This window comes from Methylobacterium sp. ME121 (assembly GCF_000974725.1).
In the GTDB taxonomy this organism is placed as follows: domain Bacteria; phylum Pseudomonadota; class Alphaproteobacteria; order Rhizobiales; family Beijerinckiaceae; genus Methylobacterium; species Methylobacterium radiotolerans.
The window spans coordinates 88,686-106,927 of record NZ_BBUX01000012.1; the positions used below are offsets into that span (position 1 = coordinate 88,686).

The 18,242-nt window shown below is 69.9% G+C and carries 15 protein-coding genes; 9 read left to right on the forward strand and 6 right to left on the reverse strand.

The window, feature by feature from the left end:
- Positions 1-37: 37 nt before the first annotated feature.
- The 5 genes from ME121_RS11085 to ME121_RS11105 are packed head-to-tail and all read right to left on the reverse strand — an operon-like array spanning position 38 to position 5,328.
- Positions 38-961, reverse strand: a complete 924-nt coding sequence (locus tag ME121_RS11085; RefSeq protein ID WP_012321984.1) for an ABC transporter ATP-binding protein — start codon at positions 959-961, stop codon at positions 38-40.
- Positions 958-1,974: an ABC transporter ATP-binding protein gene (locus tag ME121_RS11090; protein WP_043074914.1), complete on the reverse strand. Its 1,017-nt coding sequence runs from the start codon at positions 1,972-1,974 to the stop codon at positions 958-960. The genes ME121_RS11085 and ME121_RS11090 overlap by 4 nt, the downstream gene beginning before the upstream one ends.
- The gene (locus ME121_RS11095) at positions 1,971-2,900 is read right to left on the reverse strand and encodes an ABC transporter permease (RefSeq protein WP_043074915.1); all 930 of its coding nucleotides are present in this window, start codon (positions 2,898-2,900) and stop codon (positions 1,971-1,973) included. The genes ME121_RS11090 and ME121_RS11095 overlap by 4 nt, the downstream gene beginning before the upstream one ends.
- Positions 2,897-3,841, reverse strand: a complete 945-nt coding sequence (locus ME121_RS11100; RefSeq protein WP_029359158.1) for an ABC transporter permease — start codon at positions 3,839-3,841, stop codon at positions 2,897-2,899. The genes ME121_RS11095 and ME121_RS11100 overlap by 4 nt, the downstream gene beginning before the upstream one ends.
- Positions 3,841-5,328 (reverse strand): ABC transporter substrate-binding protein, encoded by a 1,488-nt coding sequence (locus tag ME121_RS11105; protein ID WP_012321988.1) that lies wholly within the window; start codon positions 5,326-5,328, stop codon positions 3,841-3,843. The genes ME121_RS11100 and ME121_RS11105 overlap by 1 nt, the downstream gene beginning before the upstream one ends.
- Before the next feature lie 403 nt (positions 5,329-5,731).
- On the opposite strand from ME121_RS11105, the gene ME121_RS11110 reads away from it, so the two are divergent.
- The 8 genes from ME121_RS11110 (at position 5,732) to ME121_RS11145 (ending at position 15,878) form a co-directional block, all read left to right on the forward strand.
- Entirely contained in the window at positions 5,732-6,271 is a 540-nt protein-coding gene (locus ME121_RS11110; RefSeq protein WP_012321989.1) for a PilZ domain-containing protein, read from the forward strand.
- A gap of 114 nt (positions 6,272-6,385) precedes the next feature.
- A complete protein-coding gene (locus ME121_RS11115; protein ID WP_059408846.1) occupies positions 6,386-6,994 on the forward strand; it encodes a HupE/UreJ family protein in 609 nt (202 codons plus the stop codon).
- Positions 6,995-7,101: 107 nt separating this feature from the next.
- Positions 7,102-7,380 carry a winged helix-turn-helix domain-containing protein gene (locus ME121_RS11120; RefSeq protein WP_024828303.1) on the forward strand — a complete coding sequence of 93 codons (279 nt, stop codon included), beginning with the start codon at positions 7,102-7,104 and terminating at the stop codon, positions 7,378-7,380.
- 123 nt (positions 7,381-7,503) lie between these two features.
- Positions 7,504-8,193, forward strand: coding sequence for a hypothetical protein (locus ME121_RS11125; protein ID WP_012321991.1), 690 nt, complete (start codon positions 7,504-7,506; stop codon positions 8,191-8,193).
- A gap of 434 nt (positions 8,194-8,627) precedes the next feature.
- Entirely contained in the window at positions 8,628-10,274 is a 1,647-nt protein-coding gene (locus tag ME121_RS11130; protein WP_024828301.1) for a porin, read from the forward strand.
- Between the two features lie 965 nt (positions 10,275-11,239).
- The gene (locus ME121_RS11135; RefSeq protein WP_012321993.1) at positions 11,240-12,835 is read left to right on the forward strand and encodes a porin; all 1,596 of its coding nucleotides are present in this window, start codon (positions 11,240-11,242) and stop codon (positions 12,833-12,835) included.
- A gap of 328 nt (positions 12,836-13,163) precedes the next feature.
- Positions 13,164-14,546: a 2-hydroxycarboxylate transporter family protein gene (locus ME121_RS11140; protein ID WP_024828299.1), complete on the forward strand. Its 1,383-nt coding sequence runs from the start codon at positions 13,164-13,166 to the stop codon at positions 14,544-14,546.
- Between the two features lie 24 nt (positions 14,547-14,570).
- On the forward strand, positions 14,571-15,878 hold the full coding sequence (locus tag ME121_RS11145; RefSeq protein WP_024828298.1) for an MFS transporter: 1,308 nt from the start codon (positions 14,571-14,573) through the stop codon (positions 15,876-15,878).
- A gap of 13 nt (positions 15,879-15,891) precedes the next feature.
- On the opposite strand, the gene ME121_RS11150 is transcribed toward ME121_RS11145, so the two are convergent.
- Entirely contained in the window at positions 15,892-16,545 is a 654-nt protein-coding gene (locus ME121_RS11150) for a GntR family transcriptional regulator (protein WP_012321996.1), read from the reverse strand.
- 114 nt (positions 16,546-16,659) lie between these two features.
- On the opposite strand from ME121_RS11150, the gene tcuA reads away from it, so the two are divergent.
- Positions 16,660-18,156, forward strand: a complete 1,497-nt coding sequence (tcuA, locus tag ME121_RS11155; protein WP_043074920.1) for an FAD-dependent tricarballylate dehydrogenase TcuA — start codon at positions 16,660-16,662, stop codon at positions 18,154-18,156.
- The last annotated feature ends 86 nt before the right edge of the window (positions 18,157-18,242 follow it).

Sequence of the window (18,242 nt, forward strand, 5' to 3'; positions counted from 1 at the left end):
GATGAGGGAGGAGGGCGGGAAAGAGAATGTAAGCCTGTCACGCGTGCTGCCCCGCGGGCAGCGCCACCCAATGCCCCGGCGCGACCTCGATGAGCGGCCCGTCCGGCGGCTGGTCGTGGCCGGCGAGGTCCCGCGCGGCGAGGCGGGCGCGCTCCTCGGCCGGGTGCGGGACCGGCACCGCGGCGAGCAGGCGGCGGGTATAGGGATGGCGCGGATCCTCGTAGAGGGCGTCCGCCTCGGCCAGCTCGACGATCCGCCCGCGCCAGAGCACCGCGACCCGGTGGCAGAGGTAGCGCACCATCCGCAGGTCGTGGGAGATGAACAGGTAGGAGAGGCCCATCTCGTCCTGCAGATCCTGTAGCAGGTTCACCACCTGCGCCTGGATCGAGACGTCGAGGGCCGCGATCGGCTCGTCGGCGACGATGAAGCTCGGCTTGAGGGCGATCGCCCGGGCGATGCAGATGCGCTGCCGCTGGCCGCCCGAGAACTGGTGCGGGTAGCGCCCCATGAAGCGCGGATCGAGTCCGACCCGCTGGAACAGGGCCGCTACGGCCTCCCGCCGCTCCGGACCCCGCATATCCCGCCGGTGCAGCTTGAACGCCTCCGCGACGTACTCCCCGGCGCTCATCCGCGGGTTGAGGGCCGCGTAGGGGTCCTGGAACACGGTCTGGATGCGCGCGCGCATCCTCCGCATCGCCCCCGCCGAGAGCTTGGCGAGGTCGGTGCCCTCGAAGGCGATCGTGCCCGAGGTCGGCGGGTTGAGCATGGTCACGGCCCGGCCGATGGTCGACTTGCCGGACCCGGATTCGCCGACGAGGCCGAGGGTCTCTCCGGGGCGGATGTCGAAGCTGACCCCCTCTACGGCGCGGAACACCGAGGCCTTGCCGCCCCACCACGAGCGGAGGGGATAGTGCTTGGACAGGTCGCGCACCGAGACGACCGGGTAATCCTGCCCGCTCATCGTGCGGCCTCCCGGCTCAGGAGCTTCGGCAGGTCGTACCAGGCGGCGACGAGGTGGCCCGGAGCGGCACCGGGCGCCTGCGCCAGGGGCGGCATCTCGGCCCGGCAGCGGGGCGTAGCGAAGGCGTTGCGCGGCGCGAAGGGATCGCCCGGCGGCGGGTGGCGCATGTCCGGCGGCGCGCCCTCGATCTGGTGCAGGCGCCGCCGCCCGGCCCGGCCGCCGGACAGGTCCGGCAGGGAGCGCAGCAGCCCCAGCGTGTAGGCGTTGCGCGGATCCGAGAAGATGTCGTCGACCGGGCCGCGTTCCAGGATCCGGCCGGCATACATCACCTGCACGGTGTCGCTGATGCCGGCCACCACGCCGAGATCGTGGGTGATCCAGATGATCGCCATGCCGAGCTCGCGCTTCAGCTCCTGCACCAGGGCGACGATCTCGGCCTGGACGGTGACGTCGAGGGCGGTGGTCGCCTCGTCGGCGATGAGCAGCTTCGGGCGGCAGCTGAGACCGATGGCGATCATGACCCGCTGGCGCTGGCCGCCGGAGAACTCGTGCGGGTACTGGTCGAGGCGGGCGGCCGCGTTCGGGATGCGCACGAGATCGAGCAGGTCCTTCGCCCGGGCGCGGGCCGCGCGGGCGTCGAGGCCCAGATGGATGCGCAGGGGCTCGACGATCTGCGCCGCCACGGTCATGCCGGGGTTGAGCGAGCTCATCGGGTCCTGGAAGACGAAGCCGATCGCGCCGCCGCGGATCTTTCGGAGTTCCCGCTCCTTCAGGGCGAGGAGGTCGCGGCCCTCGAACAGCACCTGCCCGCCGGTGATGCGGCCGGGCGGGCGCGGGATCAGGCCCAACATGGCGAGCACGTGCACGCTCTTGCCGGAGCCCGACTCGCCGACGATCCCCAGCGTCTCCCCCTCGTGCAGGGTGTAGGACACGCCGTTGACCGCGTGGACCGCGCCGCCGTCGGTGTCGAAGGCGACCGCGAGGTCGCGGACGTCGAGGAGGGGCTTGGTCATGTGCGCTGCCTCGGGTCGAGGGCGTCCCGCAATCCGTCGCCGAACAGGTTGAAGGCGAGCACCGCCAGGAAGATCGACAGGCCCGGCCAGATCGCCATCCAGGGCGCCTCGTCCATGAAGTTCTTGGCGGTGTTGAGCATCGCGCCCCAGGACGGTTCCGGCGGCTGCTGGCCGAGACCGAGGAAGGACAGGCTCGCCTCCGCGATGATCGCGGCCGCGATGGTGAGGGTCGCCTGGACGAGGATCGCCGGGACGATGTTGGGCAGGATGTGGACCCGGGCGATCCGCCAGGGCGGGTTGCCCATGGCGCGGGCCGCCTCCACGAACTCCTCCGCCGCCACGGCGCGCACCTGCGCCCGGGTTAGCCGGATGAAGGTCGAGGTCGCCGACAGGCCGATGGCGATCATCGCGTTGACGAGGCTCGGGCCCAGGAAGGCGGCCAGCGCGATCGCCAGGATCAGGAACGGGATCGCCAGGAGCGCGTCGGTGAGCCGGGAGATCGCGCCGTCGATCCAGCCGCCCGCGTAGCCGGCGAGCAGGCCGAGGGGCAGGCCGAGGGAGACGGCCAGCGCCACCGAGACGAGGCCGGCACCGAGCGAGGCCCGGGCGCCGAAGATGATCCGCGAGAGCACGTCGCGCCCGACCTCGTCGCCGCCGAACGGGTGCGCGAGGCTCGGCGCGCCGCGGACGTTGCCCCAGTCGGTGGCGGTCGGGTCGTAGGGGGCGATCCAGGGCGCGAACACAGCCATCAGCACCAGCAGGCCGACGATGACGAGACCTGCGACGGCGCTCTTGCGCGCGCGCAGGCGCCGCCAGAAGGCCGCGAGGGTGCCGGGTTCCTGAAGGATGGCGTGGGCGGGGGTACCGGACGGGGCGGACTCCAGGCCGACCGCCTCGGCGCGGGCGATCTCGCTGCCGGTGCTCATGCCCGCCTCAGCTTCGGATTGACGGCGGCCGAGAGCAGGTCGGCGGCGAGGTTCAGGGCGATGTAGGTGGCGGCCGTGCAGATCACGACGCCCTGCACGGTGGCGAAGTCCCGGTTGAAGACGGCATCGACCATCAGCTTGCCGAAGCCCGGCACGGAGAACACTTGCTCGGTGAGCACCGCCCCGGATAGGAGCTGACCGAACTCCAGCGCGCCGAGGGTGATGATCGGGATCGCGGCGTTGGGCAGCGCGTGCCGCAGCGTGACGCGCAGGGGCGAGACGCCCTTGGCGCGCGCGGTGCGGACGTAGTCGGAACCCAGCACGCCCAGCATCGCCGCGCGGGTGTGGCGCATCATCACCGCCGCGATGGCGTTGCCGAGCACGAAGGCCGGCATCACCATGGCGGCGAGGTTGTCCGACAGGCTCTCGAAGGGCGACACGTAGCCGGAGGCCGGCAGCCAGCCGAGCTCGACCGAGAACAGCAGGATCAGCAGGATCCCGAGCCAGAAATTGGGCACCGACAGCCCCCAGAGGGCCACGCCGTTGGCGATCGTGTCGGCGGCCTGACCGCGCTTGACCGCCGAGAGCACGCCCATGGGCACGCCGATGGCGAGCGCCACCAGCATGGCGAGGCAGGCGAGTTCTAGCGTCACCGGCAGCTTCTCGACGATCAGCTCCGAGACCGGCTTCTGCAGCCGGATCGACTCGCCGAGATCGCCCCGCAGCACGCCGCCGGCCCAGTACGCGTAGCGCACCGGCAGGGGCTCATCGAGGTGGTACTTCTCGCGGATGAAGGCGATCACCTGCGGGTCGCGCTCCTCGCCGGTGAGCGCGGTGGCGACGTCGCCCGGCAGCAATTGCTGCAGGGCGAAGATGATCATCGAGGCGAGGATCAGGGTCGGGACCGCCAGGGCGAGGCGACGCGCCAGGAACCGCAGCATCAGTTCAGCTTCAGCCCGGTGAAGCGCACCAGCCCGTCCGGGTAGGGCACGAAGCCCGTGATCTTCTGGCTGTAGGCCCAGAGCAGCTTGCGGTGCAGGATGTAGATGCCCGGCCGGTCCTTCAGGACTTGGTCGGCGAGCGCCTTCCAGGCGGCCTTGCGCTTGGCCGGATCGACGGTGCCGCGCTCGGCCTGGAGCGCCGCGTCGGCCTCGGGGCTGCAGTACTTGGGATAGTTCAGCGCCGCCTTGCAGGCCAGGAAGCTGAACGTGTTGCCGTCCGGGTCCGAGCGGCCGCTCCAGGAATAGAGCTGCGCCTCGTAATTGCCCTTGTCGGCGGCATCGAGCGCGGTGGTGAAGTCCACGGCCTGGATCTTCACGTCGAAGCCCGCCTCCTTGGTCATGGCCTGGATCACCTGGCCCACCTGCGGCGACTCGCTGTTGGCGTAGACGGTCAGGGTGATCTGCGGGTTCGGCTTGCCGGCTTCGGCGAGCAGGGCCTTCGCCTTGGCGACGTCTCGCTTGGGGATCGGGTACTCGCTGACGTAGTTCGGGTTCTTCGGGTTGACCCACTGGTTCCCGGCCAGGAACTCGCCGTTATAGACCACCTGATTGATGGCGTTGCGGTCGATGGCGGCCTCGAAGGCGGCGCGCACCTTCGGGTCGGAAACCGGCGAGCCGGCCTTGTTGGGGTTGAACAGGATCTCCTGGAAGCCGAGCTCGGTGGTCGAATCGAGCTTCAGCTTGGCGTCGCGCTTCACCTGCGCCACGTCCGTCGGGGCGAGCCGCTCCAGCAGGTCGAGCTGCCCGGCGCGCAGGTTCGTGAGCCGCACGGTGGCGTCGGGGATCGGGCGGAACTCGATCCGCTGGATGTGGATCGCGTCCTTGTTCCAGTAGTCGGGGAAGCGCTCGACCACGATCCGGTCCTGCGGCACCCGCTCCACGAACTTGTACGGACCGGCGCAGACCGGCGCGGTGGCGAACTTGTCGCCGAGCCGTTCGGCGGCCTTGGGCGAGACCATCATGCCGGCCCGGTCGGTGAACTGCGCCAGCAACGGCGCGAACGGCTGCTTCAGGTTGATCCGGAAGGTCAGGTCGTCGACGACGTCCACCGAGTCGATCGGCGCGATCTCCGAGCGGCGCTGCGAGCCCGGCATCTTCATGTGCCGCTCGATCGAGAACTTGGCCGCCGCGGCGTCGAGCTTCTCGCCGTCGTGGAACAGGACACCCGGGCGCAGGTGCATGGTCAGCGCCTTCTCGTCGGGCGACAGCTCCCAGGAGGTGGCGAGCTGCGGCACCGGCTTCAGATCGGGCCCGATATCCACGAGCTTGTCGCAGAGCGCCGCGAACACCATCCGGCTCGCGAAGGTCCGGGCGAGCGTCGGGTCGAGGGCGTCCGGATCCTCCATCATGCCGTAGCGCAGGGTCTGCGCGGCGGCGGGGCCGGCGAGGACGAACCCGGCGAGGAGACAGGCGGCGAGACGCAACATGAGACCGGTCCGGATGGAGGCGGGAGGAGCGGTGCGGATCGGCCGCGTCCGTTCCAGGGGCGACCGGCAGTGTTGCGCGGCCGTGTGGCATGCACAATCCCAAGGCAGCATCCGTGCCATAGGGTCAAGATGCATCTTGTATTCAGTTGGTGGCGCGATCGCACCGCCGCGGTCGGCGGCCCTCGGAGCGCGGCGTTCGCGCAACCCGCGCCGATCGCCCAGGTGGGACGGAAAGGTTGGTTCCGCGCCGTGCGGCCCGGCATCGGGAACGCGGCCCGCCGGAGATTGGGATCAGGCCAATTTTACGGTTTGTCTGAACAGCCCGGAAAAATCTCGGGCCCCAGAAGGTCACCGATGTCTTCTTCATGATGATACGGGTGCGATGGTTCGGCGGCACATCGTCATGTTGCCTGCTCTGTGCTGGAACCAGCGGCGTCGCGATTTCTACGCCGTGACCGCCGACGTCTCGACCGAGGGCATCCGGTTCCGATCCTCCTCGCTCCTGGCGCCGGGTGAGGATCTCACCTGCAGCATCCGCCATATCGGGACACTCGAGGCCCGCATCGCCCGCGTGGCCGGCCAGGAATTCATCGTCTGTGTCCGGGGCGGGCGCGCGATCCTCACCGATCTCGCCCGGCAGTTCGTGACGCTGGCGCGCGCCCAGGATCTGCAGCCCGAGCCGGTCCGGGCTCACCGGCGAATCGTACCGAGGCAGAAGATCGTCCAGGTCACGACCGCGACGGGCGAGGCCTTCCAGGGCCACGTCCTCAATGTCTCGGCCTCCGGCGTCGCCCTGCTCGTCGACCACGAGCTGGAGATCGGAGCGATGATCCGCGTCGGGCGAAAGACCGCCACGGTGATGCGCCACTTCACCCACGGCGTCGGGGCCGCCTTCTCGGAGCCGTTCGCCCCATCCGCGGTCCACGAGGCGATGTCGCTCTGAGGCCCCGGCTCGCGGCGCCGCCGCGCGGCCGCGCGGCCGCATCATCGTTCGCCGGCCCCTCGCAGCGGCGGCGGAAGGGCGCTACATCTTCGCGGGTCCAGCGAAGGATCCTCGATGAAGCGCCTGCTCTCCTCCCGACCCGCCGCATCCCTGGCGCTCCTGCCGGCGGCACTCATCCTGCTGCCCCAGGCGGCGCTCGCCCATCCGGGCCACGGCGCCGCGACGGGCGCGGAGGCGGGCTTCCTCCATCCGCTTCTGGGCGCCGACCACGTGCTCGCGATGGTCGCGGTCGGCCTCCTCGCCAGCCTGCGCGGCGGGCGGGCGCTCTGGGCGCTGCCCCTGTCGTTCCTGGCGCTGATGAGCGTGGGGGCGGGCCTGGGCCTGGCCGGCGTGGTGCTGCCGCATGTCGAGATCGCGATCGCGCTGTCCATCGTCGTGTTCGGTCTCGCCTCCGTCGTCGGCCTCCGCGCGCCGGTCGCCCTGCTGGCCGCCCTGGTCGGCGTCTTCGCGGTGTTCCACGGCTACGCCCACGGGGCCGAGATGCCGGAGACCGCCTCCGGCCTCTCCTTCGGCCTCGGTTTCCTCGCGGCCACCGCGCTCCTGCACGCCGCGGGGATCGGCGTCGGCGTCGCGGCGTCGCGGATCGGAGCGACGCGGGCCGCCCCGGCCCTCGGCGCCGGCCTCGCCGCGGCCGGCCTCGCGCTGCTGGCGCTCCCCGCCTGAGCGCCTCACCCGGCCCGCTCCGGAGCCCCGCCCCGGCCGCGGGCGAGGCGCCCCGGCTCAGCATCCGCATCGATCTCGGACCGGGGCACCGCCTCGGTCCCGGCAAGGTGCGGCTTCTCGAGATGATCGCCGAGCACGGCTCCATCGCGGGCGCGGGCCGCGCGCTCGGCATGTCGTACCGCCGGGCGTGGCTGCTGGTGGAGGCGATGAACACCGGCTTCGGCCGGCCCGTGGTCGAGGCGCAGACCGGCGGCCGGGCCGGCGGCGGCGCGCGCCTCTCCGCCCTGGGCGCCGACGTGGTGCGCCGATACCGCGCTGTGGAGGCGGCCGCGGAGGCGGCGGCCGCGCCGTTCCTGAGTCGCCTGGGAGAGGCCGGGGACGCGTAACCGGGCCGGGCGCGGGCGCGAACCCGGGTGCGATGTCACAGGCCCTCGAGGGCTGACGTCACGCGATCCCGCCCCACGTCCCGCCGGTCGCGACGATCCCGGCAGCGAGAAGAGATAGTACCCATGGCAAAACTCACGACGCTCGCCCTGATGGGCTTGCTGGCCGTCACCACCGCTGCGCAGGCGGCGCCGAAGGTCGAGCGCCTGCGCGGCACCGTCGAGGCGGTCGCGGGCGGCGGCTTCACGCTGAAGACGATCGACGGCGCGTCGGAAACCGTGGCGCTCGCCCCCGACGCGAAGGTCTCCTGGGTCGTCCCGTCGAGCCTCGACGCGATCAAGGACGGCGTCTTCATCGGCACCGCCACGAAGGGCGAGCCGCCGGTGGCCCTGGAGGTGGTGCTGTTTCCCGAGGCGATGCGCGGCACCGGCGAGGGACACTACGACTGGGACATGATCCCCGACCGCACCGCGGGCGGCGCGCCGGTGAAGAGCGCCATGACCAACGGGACGGTGAAGGCGGACATGCGCTCGACCGCGCCGGACGCGCCGCGCGTGAAGAGCGCGATGACCAACGGGACGGTGAAGGCGAGCGGCGGCGGAGCGGAGCGGACCCTCACGGTCGATTACGGCCAGGGCCAGTCCCTGCAGATCCTGGTGCCGCCGCAGGCGCCGGTCGTCAGCTTCGAGCCCGCCAGCGCCTCGGCCGTGACGCCCGGCGCCAAGGTCTTCGTGATCGCCGCGCGCGGGGATGACGGGCGCATCACCGCCCGGCGCGTCGCCGTCGGCAAGGATGGACTGACGCCGCCCATGTGAGTCGGTCCATGGTGAGGCCGCCGCCCGACACATCCACGAGCGGCGGCTTTCCGGTGCCGCCGCGCCAACGAATCGCCTGAGACGGCGAGAGCCCGCCCGGACCCGGATCGGGTCCGGGCGGGCCGCTGCCCGTCGGAGCGGCAGGTCAGCCGCTCAGGACAGCATTCGTGCACATTCGGCGAACCATTGCCGACTAAAGCACCCCGAGAATGTTGCCAGGCCGCAACATCGCGCTGGAACTGCCGAGGCGGCCGCGAATCCTCGTTGCTCGCAGAAACCCGTTCGCACATGGTGATCGTGCACGGGGGCATCGCCAAGCGAGAGCCCGCAGGAGCCTGCCACTTAAGACGCGGGCCAAACCTACAGAACGTGCGGCTAGACCCGGATAACCGGGCACGTCCGCATCATTGGGTCTCGAAGCTTTGGAGATGTCTATGAAGCTCTTGAAGAGCTCATTGCTCGGGTCTGCTGCTGCGTTCGCGGCGGTGGGTGCTGCTCATGCCGCCGACCTGCCGGTCAAGAAGGCGGTCCCGATCGAGTACGTCCGCGTCTGCGGCGCCTACGGCGCCGGTTTCTTCTACATTCCCGGCACCGACACCTGCCTGCGTCTCTCCGGCCGCGCCCGGTTCGAGGGCGGGTACATGACCAGCTACTCGCGTCAGGGCACCAACGGCGACACGTCGGGCTACCAGGGCCGGATGCGCATCAACCTCGATGCCCGCACCCAGACCGCCTACGGCACGCTGCGCGCCTTCGTCCGCCTCGACGCCGGCTCCCGCACCGGCTACTCCGGCGTCGGCACCTCCGGCACCCAGCAGCGTATCGCCCAGGCCTTCCCGGGCCTCGGTATCGACCAGTTCGGCCGCGCCCAGCAGTTCGTGAACGTCGACAAGGCGTTCATCCAGTTCGCCGGCATGACCGCCGGTCGCGCCTCGTCGTTCTTCGACTTCTACGCCCACGACTTCGAGTTCGCCGGCGCCACGCTCGGCTCCGACGTCGCCTCGACCAACCTGCTCGCCTACACGGCCACGCTCGGCAACGGCCTGTCCGCCACGATCTCGGTCGAAGACCCGGTCTTCCGCCGAAGCCCGATTTTCTCCCAGACCAACAACCCGACCGGCGCCACCGTTAACGCGACGATCCAGAACTTCGCTCAGACGGCCGCGCCCGCCGAAGTGTTCATCGGCTACACCGGCGGCGTGCCGACCCGGTTCAGCTTCGTCGACGCGATCCAGCGCTCGCGCCTGCCCGACTTCGTCGGCGCCCTGCGCCTCGACCAGGCCTGGGGTTCGGCTCAGGTCTCGGCGGCCGTCCACGAGCTGAATGTCGGCAACGTGCAGAGCGGCGCCGGCACCGGCACCGGCTCGAACATCAGCATCCCGCACACCAGCAACTCGTACGGCTGGGCGGTGCAGGGCGGCCTGAAGATCAACACGCCGTTCATCGCGCCGGGCGACGCCCTCTACCTGCAGGGCGCCTACGGCTCCGGTGCCCAGATGTACACCGGCTACTGCGCCTTCAGCGGCTGCTACTCGCAGAACCCGGCCACCATCCAGGGCCAGAAGTTCGCGCAGTACATGAACGACGCGACGATCAACCCGTTCTCGGGCCGACTGGAGCAGTCGACGAGCTTCACCGCGACGGCCTCGTACCTCCACTACTGGACGCCGGAGTGGCGCTCGGCCTTCTTCGGGTCGTACGGTGAGATGAGCTACAGCAGCGGTGCCCGTCTCGCCCAGGGCGCGGCCTTCGCGCTCGCCAACCCGACCGGTAACTCCTTCGGCGTGAACGCCGTCGGCGTGCCGGGCACCCGGTTCTTCCAGCTCAGCGAGGCGCTGCGCGACACCTACCAGTTCGTGGCGGGCGGCAGCATCATCTGGTCGCCGGTGAAGGATCTCGATATCGGTGTCGAGGGCTTCTACACCCAGATCGGCGTCAAGAACGGCCGCGTGATCGACCGCGACAAGACCCCGACGGCCTACGCGAACGTCGCCGGCATCAACAACGGCACCTTCGTGCCGCGGACCACTACGGCGGACAGCGTCTCCACCTTCCGCTTCCGCGTCCAGCGCGACTTCTAAGCCACTCCACCGGCGCCGGGGCTTCGGCCTCCGCGCCGGTCCCCGTGCTTCAGAAACCTCAAGGCTCGGCTTCGGCCGGGCCTTTTTCGTTGTGTCGGGCCGCCCCCGGCCCGTGAGGCAGTCTGCTCGCGGACGAGGTCGCCGACGCGATCCGGCGCGACCGCCGCCGCGCCGTCGTGGCGTCGCGCGGAGCGGTGACCGGGCGCGGGTCCGCTGACGGAACCTCCGTTCCCGGGCGGGCACGGTCCGGCGCCCCGCCGGGCGACTCGCTGCGCGTGCCCCGGTCGATGACCTGCCGGTGAGGAGCGCCGGCGCTGCTCCGCGCCGCGCGCGGGCAGCTGACGCTGCGCGGCCTCGTTTGCCCGGCTCCACTGTCCGAGCGTGCTCCGCTTCTATCCAGCCGGAACGGTGCCGCCGCGTCGTGCGGCGCACGCCATCCGACGGACAATCCGGTCTTCAGGCCGACGAGCCGGACAAGCGCGGCACGCGCTTCGAATCGATTGCCGGCGGCCGCAGGTCCGCTGCGGGACGCCGAGCCGGTTTCGACCGCGGCCGCGATGACTCACTGGCCGGATGCGGCCCGCGCGACAGCCCTGACCCGCCTTCCGGACCGGCGCCCGTCGATTGGTGGGGATCGCGCGAGAGAGCTTGAAATAACACTATCTGACCTGCGCCTTTAATCTTCGGGTCGGCTAATAAAATCAGTAATGATCGATCTTTCTTGTATTATTTTGGCGCGTTTTGTTGCGATCGTACAACATTATCTTGGAAGATCGGAGAAAAGATCGAATCTTTGTTGCGCGCACGACGGCCGATGCACAGTGTATCCCGGCAAATGGGCCACAGAACCGTCGTAGCAAGCTAGAACGACCCAGAAGTCCGTGAGATAATCACAGATTATACTTGGAATTTCCGGTCTTGCTCATCCGTTTGCGAGATTTGAGCTTCAAAATCCGGAGACGTCGATGCCGTTATTGAGATCATCGCTGTTGGGGTCTGCTGCCGCGTTCGCGGCCGTGGGCGCTGCACACGCCGCCGACTTGCCGATCAGGAAGGGTGTTCCGGTCGAGTACGTCCGCGTCTGCGGCGCGTACGGCGCAGGCTTCTTCTACATTCCCGGCACCGATACCTGCCTTCGCATCTCCGGCCGTGCCCGGTTCGAGGGCGGATACATGACGGCGTCGACGCGGCAGGCCGGAACGAACGCCGGTGACAGTGCGGGCTATCAGGGCCGTCTGCGCATCAATCTCGATGCCCGCACGCAGACCGCCTACGGCACGCTGCGCGCCTTCGTTCGCCTCGATGCCGGGTCCCGCACCGGGTACGCGCGCTCGGGGACCCAGGCCCGCATCGGGCAGGCCTACGACGCCACGGGCGTCGACGAGGCCGGGCACGCGCAGCAATTCATGAACGTGGACAAGGCGTTCATCCAGTTCGCCGGCCTCACGGCCGGTCGCGCGTCGTCGTTCTTCGACTTCTACGCCCACGACTTCGAGATCTACGGCGCGACCTCCGGCTCGGATGTCTCCTCCACCAACCTTCTCGCCTACACGGTGACGGCCGGCTACGGCCTGTCGGCGACGCTGTCGGTCGAGGACCCGGTCTTCCGGCGCAGCCCGATCTACGCGCCGGCCGGCACCGCGTCGCCGGCGAGCCCGGTCTTCGTCGGCTACTTCGGAGGTGCCCCGATCGGGGTCAGCAGCATCGACAGCGTCCAGCGCGAGCGGTTGCCCGACGTCGTCGGCGTCCTGCGCGTCGATCAGGGTTGGGGCTCGGCGCAGCTCTCCGCCGCGGTGCACGAGCTGAACGTGGGCAACATCGCGGCGACGCCCGCGCCGGGCGCCAATGTCAGCGTCGCGCACACCAAGAGCGTCGAGGGCTGGGCCGTGCAGGGCGGCCTGAAGATCAACGCACCCTTCGTCGCGCTGGGGGATGCCCTCTATCTCCAGGGCGCCTACGCCGACGGGGCGCAGATGTACACGGGGTACTGCGCCTTCACCGGCTGCTACACGCAGCTCAACAACGGCTTCCATGGCCAGAAGATCTACCAGAGCTTCTCGGACGCGACGGTCAACCCGTTCACCGGCCAGCTGCAGACATCGCAATCCTTCTCGGCGGTCGCGTCGTTCCTGCATTACTGGACGCCGGAATGGCGCTCGGCGGTCTTCGGCTCCTACGGAGAGCAGGATTTCTCCCGCAATGCCCGCCTCGCCCAGGGCGCGCTCTACAACGTCCTGAACTTCAACGGCGCCGCCAATTTCGGCTCCAACGCGGTCGGCGCGCCCGGAACGCGCTTCTACCAGTTGAGCCAAGCTCTGCGCGACACCTACCAGTTCGTCGCCGGCGGCAGCATCATCTGGTCGCCCGTGCGCGATCTCGATATCGGCGTCGAGGCCTTCTACACCCAGATCGGCGTGAAGCACGGACGCGCCATCGACTCCGACAAGAGCCCCACCGCCTACGCCAACGTCGCCGGCATCAACAACGGCACCTTCGTCCCGCGCACCGTGACGCAGGACTCGGTCTCGCAGGTCCGCTTCCGCGTCCAGCGCGACTTCTGATCGACGATCCCGGCGGCGGGGCCTCGGTCCCGTCGCCTGTCCCCGCGCGATGCCGTCATGGCCCGGTCGACGCCGTCATGGCCCGGGCGACACCGGGCCATCTCCGTGCCCGGTGACCACGACGGAGCCGGGGTCTTAATCCCGGCCGACGGGACAGGTCGCGTCCTTTGTTCCCTGGATCGCGTTGCCGCCCCTTATCCGCGCTGCTACGCCGGAGATCACTCAATCCGCCGCCAATCGTGCGGGACTCGACGAATCGCGGTTCAGGCCGCGGTCGCGAGGGCGCGGCGAAACGGCCCGCAAGCGGTCAGAGATCCGGGGGGACGCCATGACCAGCACCGCATCACCGAGCCCGATCCCCTCGCCGGCAGAGGGGCGGGTGGAGAACGGGCGCGCGGCCCGGTTCTGGCCGGACGTCTGGTGGCGCCTGATCGACTTCAAGATCGGCATCATACCGCTCCCGATCTTCGTCATTCTGGCGATCCTCCTCACCGTCCTGGTTCAGGAGGGCGAGATCAAGCCCGACGGGCCGACCATGATCGCCGTGCTGGTGATGGGCGGCTTCACCTGCGCGGAGATCGGCAAGCGGATCCCCATCCTGAAGAACATCGGTGCCGGCGCGATCTTCGCGACCTTCATCCCGTCGGCGCTGGTCTACTACGCGCTGGTGCCGCCGCAGATGGTGAAGGCGATCACCGATTTCACCAAGTTCACCAACTTCCTCTACATCTACATCGCCACGATCATCGTCGGCTCGATCCTCGGCATGGACCGCGAGGTCCTGATCAAGGGCTTCCTCAAGATCTTCGCGCCGCTCGCCCTCGGCTCGGTGGCGGCGGCCCTGGTCGGCACGCTGGTCGGCACACTGCTCGGCCTCGGCCCCTACAAGACGTTCTTCTTCATCGTCGTGCCGATCATGGCCGGCGGCGTCGGGGAGGGAGCGATTCCGCTCTCCATCGGCTACGCGGCGATCCTCGGCCTGCAGCAGGGCGTGGTCTTCGCCCAGGTGCTGCCGCCGGTGATGCTGGGCTCCCTGACCGCGATCATCCTGTCGGGAGCCCTGAACTCCGTCGGCAAGCGCTACCCGCACCTCACCGGCGAGGGCCGTCTCCAGCCCGATTCCGACGGCATCAAGTCGAGCGACGCCCAGGCCAGGGCCGAGGCCGCCAAGGGCCAGATCGACCCCGCGACGATCGGCGCGGCCGGGCTCACGGCGATCACCCTCTACCTGCTCGGTGTCATGGCCCATCACCTCGTCGGCCTGCCGGCGCCGGTGGCGATGCTGTTCCTCGCCGTCCTGGCGAAGCTCGCCAGCGCGGTGTCGCCCCACCTCCAGGCCGGCGGCTTCGTCGTCTACAAGTTCGTGCAGGTCTCGATGACCTACCCGCTGCTCTTCGCCATCGGCGTGGCGCTCACCCCCTGGCACGAGCTGATGGCCGCCTTCACCCTGGTCAATCTGATCACGATCGTGTCGACCGTCGTGACGCTGATGGCCGTCGGCTTCTTCGTCGGCCGCTGGCTCGGGATGTACCCGATCGAGACCGCCATCGTGAACGCCTGCCACAGCGGCCAGGGCGGCACCGGCGACGTGGCGATCCTCACGGCGGCGAACCGCATGGCGCTGATGCCCTTCGCGCAGATCGCCACCCGCATCGGCGGCGCGCTGACCGTGACCGGCACGATCGTCGCCATGAAGTGGATCGGTGCCTGATGGGCACCCGGAAAGGACGTCGTCATGGCCGGTGATCCCGGGGCCGTCGGGGCCACGCTCCAGTCGAGGATCGGCGCGATCCTCCGCTCGACGAGCGGCAACTTCCTGGAGATGTTCGACTTCTTTCTGTTCGGGTTCTACGCCACCTACATCGCGCGGGCGTTCTTCCCCTCGGGCAACGAGACCACCGAGCTGCTCCTGACCTTCGGCACGTTCTGGCTCGGGGCGCTGATGCGGCCGCTCGGGGCGATCGTGCTGGGCGCCTATATCGACCGGATCGGTCGCCGGAAGGGCCTGATCATCACGCTCGCCATCATGGCGAGCGGCACGGTGCTCATCGCCTTCTGCCCGAGCTACGACACGATCGGCGTCGCGGCCCCGCTGATCGTCCTCGCCGGGCGCCTGCTGCAGGGCTTCTCGGCGGGCGTCGAGATCGGCGGCGTCTCGATCTACCTGTTCGAGATCGCCACGCCCGGTCGGCGCGGCTTCTACACGTCGTTCCAGTCGGCGAGCCAGCAGGTGGCGATCATGTTCGCCGCCCTGATCGGCTACGGGCTGAACGCCTTCCTGACCAAGCAGCAGATCGGCGATTTCGGCTGGCGCATCCCGTTCCTGATCGGCTGCCTGATCGTGCCGTTCATCTTCTTCATCCGGCGCTCGCTCCAGGAGACGCAGGACTTCGCCAAGCGGACCCACCATCCGAGCACCCGCGAGATCCTGACCACGGTGGCGGCCAACTGGCGGATCGTCCTGCTCGGCATGATGCTGACCACGATGACGACGGTGACCTTCTACATGATCACCGTCTACACCCCGACCTTCGGCAGGAACGTCCTCAAGCTCACCGAGACCGACAGCCTGATCGTCACGCTGTTCGTGGCGATCACGAACTTCATCTGGCTGCCCGTGGGCGGGGCCCTGTCGGACGCCGTCGGCCGGAAGCCGGTGCTGCTGACGATCTCGACCCTGTCGCTGCTGACGACCTACCCGGCCCTGCACTGGCTCGTGGCCGACCCGACCTTCGGCAAGATGCTCGCCGTCGAGCTGTGGTTCTCGTTCTTCTTCGGCGTCTACAACGGCGCGATGGTGGTCTCCCTCTCCGAGGTGGTGCCGCCGCACGTCCGCGCGAGCGGCTTCTCGCTGGCCTACAGCCTCGCCACCGCGCTGTTCGGCACGGCCACGCCGATGGTCTCGACCTTCCTGATCGAGAAGACCGGCGACCGGGCGGCGCCGAGCTACTGGCTGATGGCGGCGGCCGCCTGCGGCATCGTCGCGACGCTCGCCCTGTTCCGGGGCCGGGCGGGACTGGAGCGCGTGCCCGCTCACGCCTGAGGGCCGGGGCCGCTCAGCTCTCCTGCCAGATCCGGATCCGCGCCTTGAAGGCGGCGCGGATATGGGCCCGGGCGGCGGCCTCGGCGGCATCCCCGTCGTGGACCCGGATCGCCGCCACGATGGCGGCGTGCTCGGCGAGCGACTCCGCGGCGCGATCCGGGGCCGCCAGGGTTGTGGCGCCCGGCAGCAGCACCAGCGACAGCCGCATCGTCTCCAGCGTGCTCTGCAGGAAGCGGTTGCGCGCCGCCCCGTGGATCTGCCGGTGGAACAGCCGGTTGGTCCGGGCCAGCGCGGGCGCGTCCCCGAGCAGCGTCCGGTCCCGGGCGACCATCTCCTCCAGGATCTCGGTCTCGACCGCGCTGGCGTGGATCGCCGCGAGGCGCGCGGCCGTCCCCTCCAGCACCTCGCGCAGGTCGTAGAGCTCGCTCACCTGGCCGTAGTCGAGCTGCGCCACGCTGGCGCCGCGATGCGGCTCGTGGGCGACGAGTCCCTGCGCCTCCAGCCGGCCGAGGGCTTCCCGCACCGGCGTGCGGCTGATCTGGAACCGCTCGGCGAGTTCGGCCTCGCGCAGGCGGCTGCCGGGCGCGAGTTCGCCCTCCTCGATCGCCCGCAGCAGCCGCTCATAGGCGCCGGCGCCGCTGGAGCGCTCCGCTTCGCTGGCCTTCATGTCCGGCTCTCCTCGCTCGGCCATAGCGCGAAACCGAGGGGGCCGAAACGCTTGCCGCCAATTGCATGCAGTCGTATACAATGAGACTAGAGAGGCCGGTGAGAGGAGGCAGGGATGCAGCGTCCGGACGATGCGCGGTGGGATGTGGTCGTGGTCGGGTCGGGCAACGCCGCCATGAGCGCCGGTCTCGCCGCTCTGGAGCGCGGCGCCTCGGTGCTGATGATCGAGAAGGCCGAGCGGGACCTCGCCGGCGGCAACACCGCCTACACGGCCGGCGCCATGCGCTTCGTCTACGCGGGCAACGACGACCTGATTCCGCTGCTGGTCGATCCCGAGGATCCGCGCCTGCCGCGGACCGATTTCGGCGCCTACACGGCGCAGAAGTTCGAGGAGGACCTGCTCGGCTTCAACGACGGGCGGCCGCTCTCGCGCGAGCAGCGCATCCTGATCGACGAGAGCGGCGCGGCTCTGCGCTGGCTCGCCACGCAGGGGGTGAAGTTCGAGCCGATCTATTCCCGCCAATCCTTCGAGAAGGACGGGCGCTTCGTGTTCTGGGGCGGCCTGACGCTCGCCACGCACGACGAGGGCTTCGGGCTCGCACGGGCCGAGCTGGAGGCCTTCACGAGGGCCGGCGGCGAGATCCGCTACGGCTGCCCGGCCCGGGGTCTGATCGTGGAGGACGGGCGCGTCGTCGGCGTGGAGACGCCGCAGGGGCCGGTCCGGGCGGCGTCCGTGGTGCTGGCCTGCGGCGGCTTCGAGTCGAACGCCGCCCTCCGCACGCGCTTCATCGGCGCGGGCTGGGACAGGGCGCGGGTGCGCGGCACGCCCCACAACCAGGGCGACGGGCTCCAGATGGCCCTGGACCTCGGCGCGAAGGCCCACGGCTTCTACGGCGGCTGCCACGCCACGCCGATGGACCTGCACACCCCCGATTACGGCAACCTCGACCTGCCGCACGGCGAGCGCAAGCACTACCGGAAGATCTGCTACTTCCTGGGTCTGATGCTGAACGCGAACGGCGAGCGCTTCGTCGACGAGGGCAAGAATTTCCGCAACTACACCTACGCCCAGTTCGGCCGCTCGATCATGGAGCAGCCCGGGCACGTGGCGTGGCAGATCTTCGACGCCAAGGTCGATCACCTGCTCTACAGCGAGTACCGGTTCCACGACGCGCACTACGTCGAGGCCGACACGCTGGACGGGCTCCTCGAGCGGCTCGAGGGCATCGACCGGGCGGCGGCGCGGCGGACCATCGCGGCGTTCAACGCCGCCGTGGACGAGAGCGTGCCGTTCGATCCGACCGTGAAGGACGGGCGCGGCACACGGGGGCTCGCCCTGCCGAAGTCGAACTGGGCGCAGAAGATCGAGACCGGGCCGTTCAAGGCCTACCCGGTCACGGGCGGCATCACCTTCACCTACGGCGGCGTCGAGGTCGGCGACGACGGCGGCGTGGAGCGCGCGGACGGCGGCGCGATTCCCGGCCTCTACGCCTGCGGCGAGATGGTCGGCGGCGTCTTCTTCAACGGCTATCCCGGCGGTTCGGGGCTGACCTCCGGCGTCGTGTTCGGCCGCCGCGCCGGCTACGGCGCCGCCGCGAGGGCGAAGGGCTGAGGTCCGCGGCGGAACGCGCCCGGATCCCTGACCTTCGCGGGGGTGGGGGGAGCCGCGCGATCGTTTCCCCAGCGGCCCATCGCCCC

Excerpts from the sequence above, each read along its gene's own strand:
- ME121_RS11095 (WP_043074915.1), bottom strand. The coding sequence starts at position 2,900 with ATGAGCACCGGCAGCGAGATCGCCCGCGCCGAGGCGGTCGGCCTGGAG.
- ME121_RS11140 (WP_024828299.1), top strand. The coding sequence starts at position 13,164 with ATGACCAGCACCGCATCACCGAGCCCGATCCCCTCGCCGGCAGAGGGG.
- ME121_RS11150 (WP_012321996.1), bottom strand. The coding sequence starts at position 16,545 with ATGAAGGCCAGCGAAGCGGAGCGCTCCAGCGGCGCCGGCGCCTATGAG.
- tcuA (WP_043074920.1), top strand. The coding sequence starts at position 16,660 with ATGCAGCGTCCGGACGATGCGCGGTGGGATGTGGTCGTGGTCGGGTCG.
- ME121_RS11090 (WP_043074914.1), bottom strand. The coding sequence starts at position 1,974 with ATGACCAAGCCCCTCCTCGACGTCCGCGACCTCGCGGTCGCCTTCGAC.
- ME121_RS11110 (WP_012321989.1), top strand. The coding sequence starts at position 5,732 with ATGTTGCCTGCTCTGTGCTGGAACCAGCGGCGTCGCGATTTCTACGCC.
- ME121_RS11115 (WP_059408846.1), top strand. The coding sequence starts at position 6,386 with ATGAAGCGCCTGCTCTCCTCCCGACCCGCCGCATCCCTGGCGCTCCTG.
- ME121_RS11130 (WP_024828301.1), top strand. The coding sequence starts at position 8,628 with ATGAAGCTCTTGAAGAGCTCATTGCTCGGGTCTGCTGCTGCGTTCGCG.
- ME121_RS11085 (WP_012321984.1), bottom strand. The coding sequence starts at position 961 with ATGAGCGGGCAGGATTACCCGGTCGTCTCGGTGCGCGACCTGTCCAAG.
- ME121_RS11145 (WP_024828298.1), top strand. The coding sequence starts at position 14,571 with ATGGCCGGTGATCCCGGGGCCGTCGGGGCCACGCTCCAGTCGAGGATC.
- ME121_RS11100 (WP_029359158.1), bottom strand. The coding sequence starts at position 3,841 with ATGCTGCGGTTCCTGGCGCGTCGCCTCGCCCTGGCGGTCCCGACCCTG.
- ME121_RS11105 (WP_012321988.1), bottom strand. The coding sequence starts at position 5,328 with ATGTTGCGTCTCGCCGCCTGTCTCCTCGCCGGGTTCGTCCTCGCCGGC.
- ME121_RS11135 (WP_012321993.1), top strand. The coding sequence starts at position 11,240 with ATGCCGTTATTGAGATCATCGCTGTTGGGGTCTGCTGCCGCGTTCGCG.
- ME121_RS11125 (WP_012321991.1), top strand. The coding sequence starts at position 7,504 with ATGGCAAAACTCACGACGCTCGCCCTGATGGGCTTGCTGGCCGTCACC.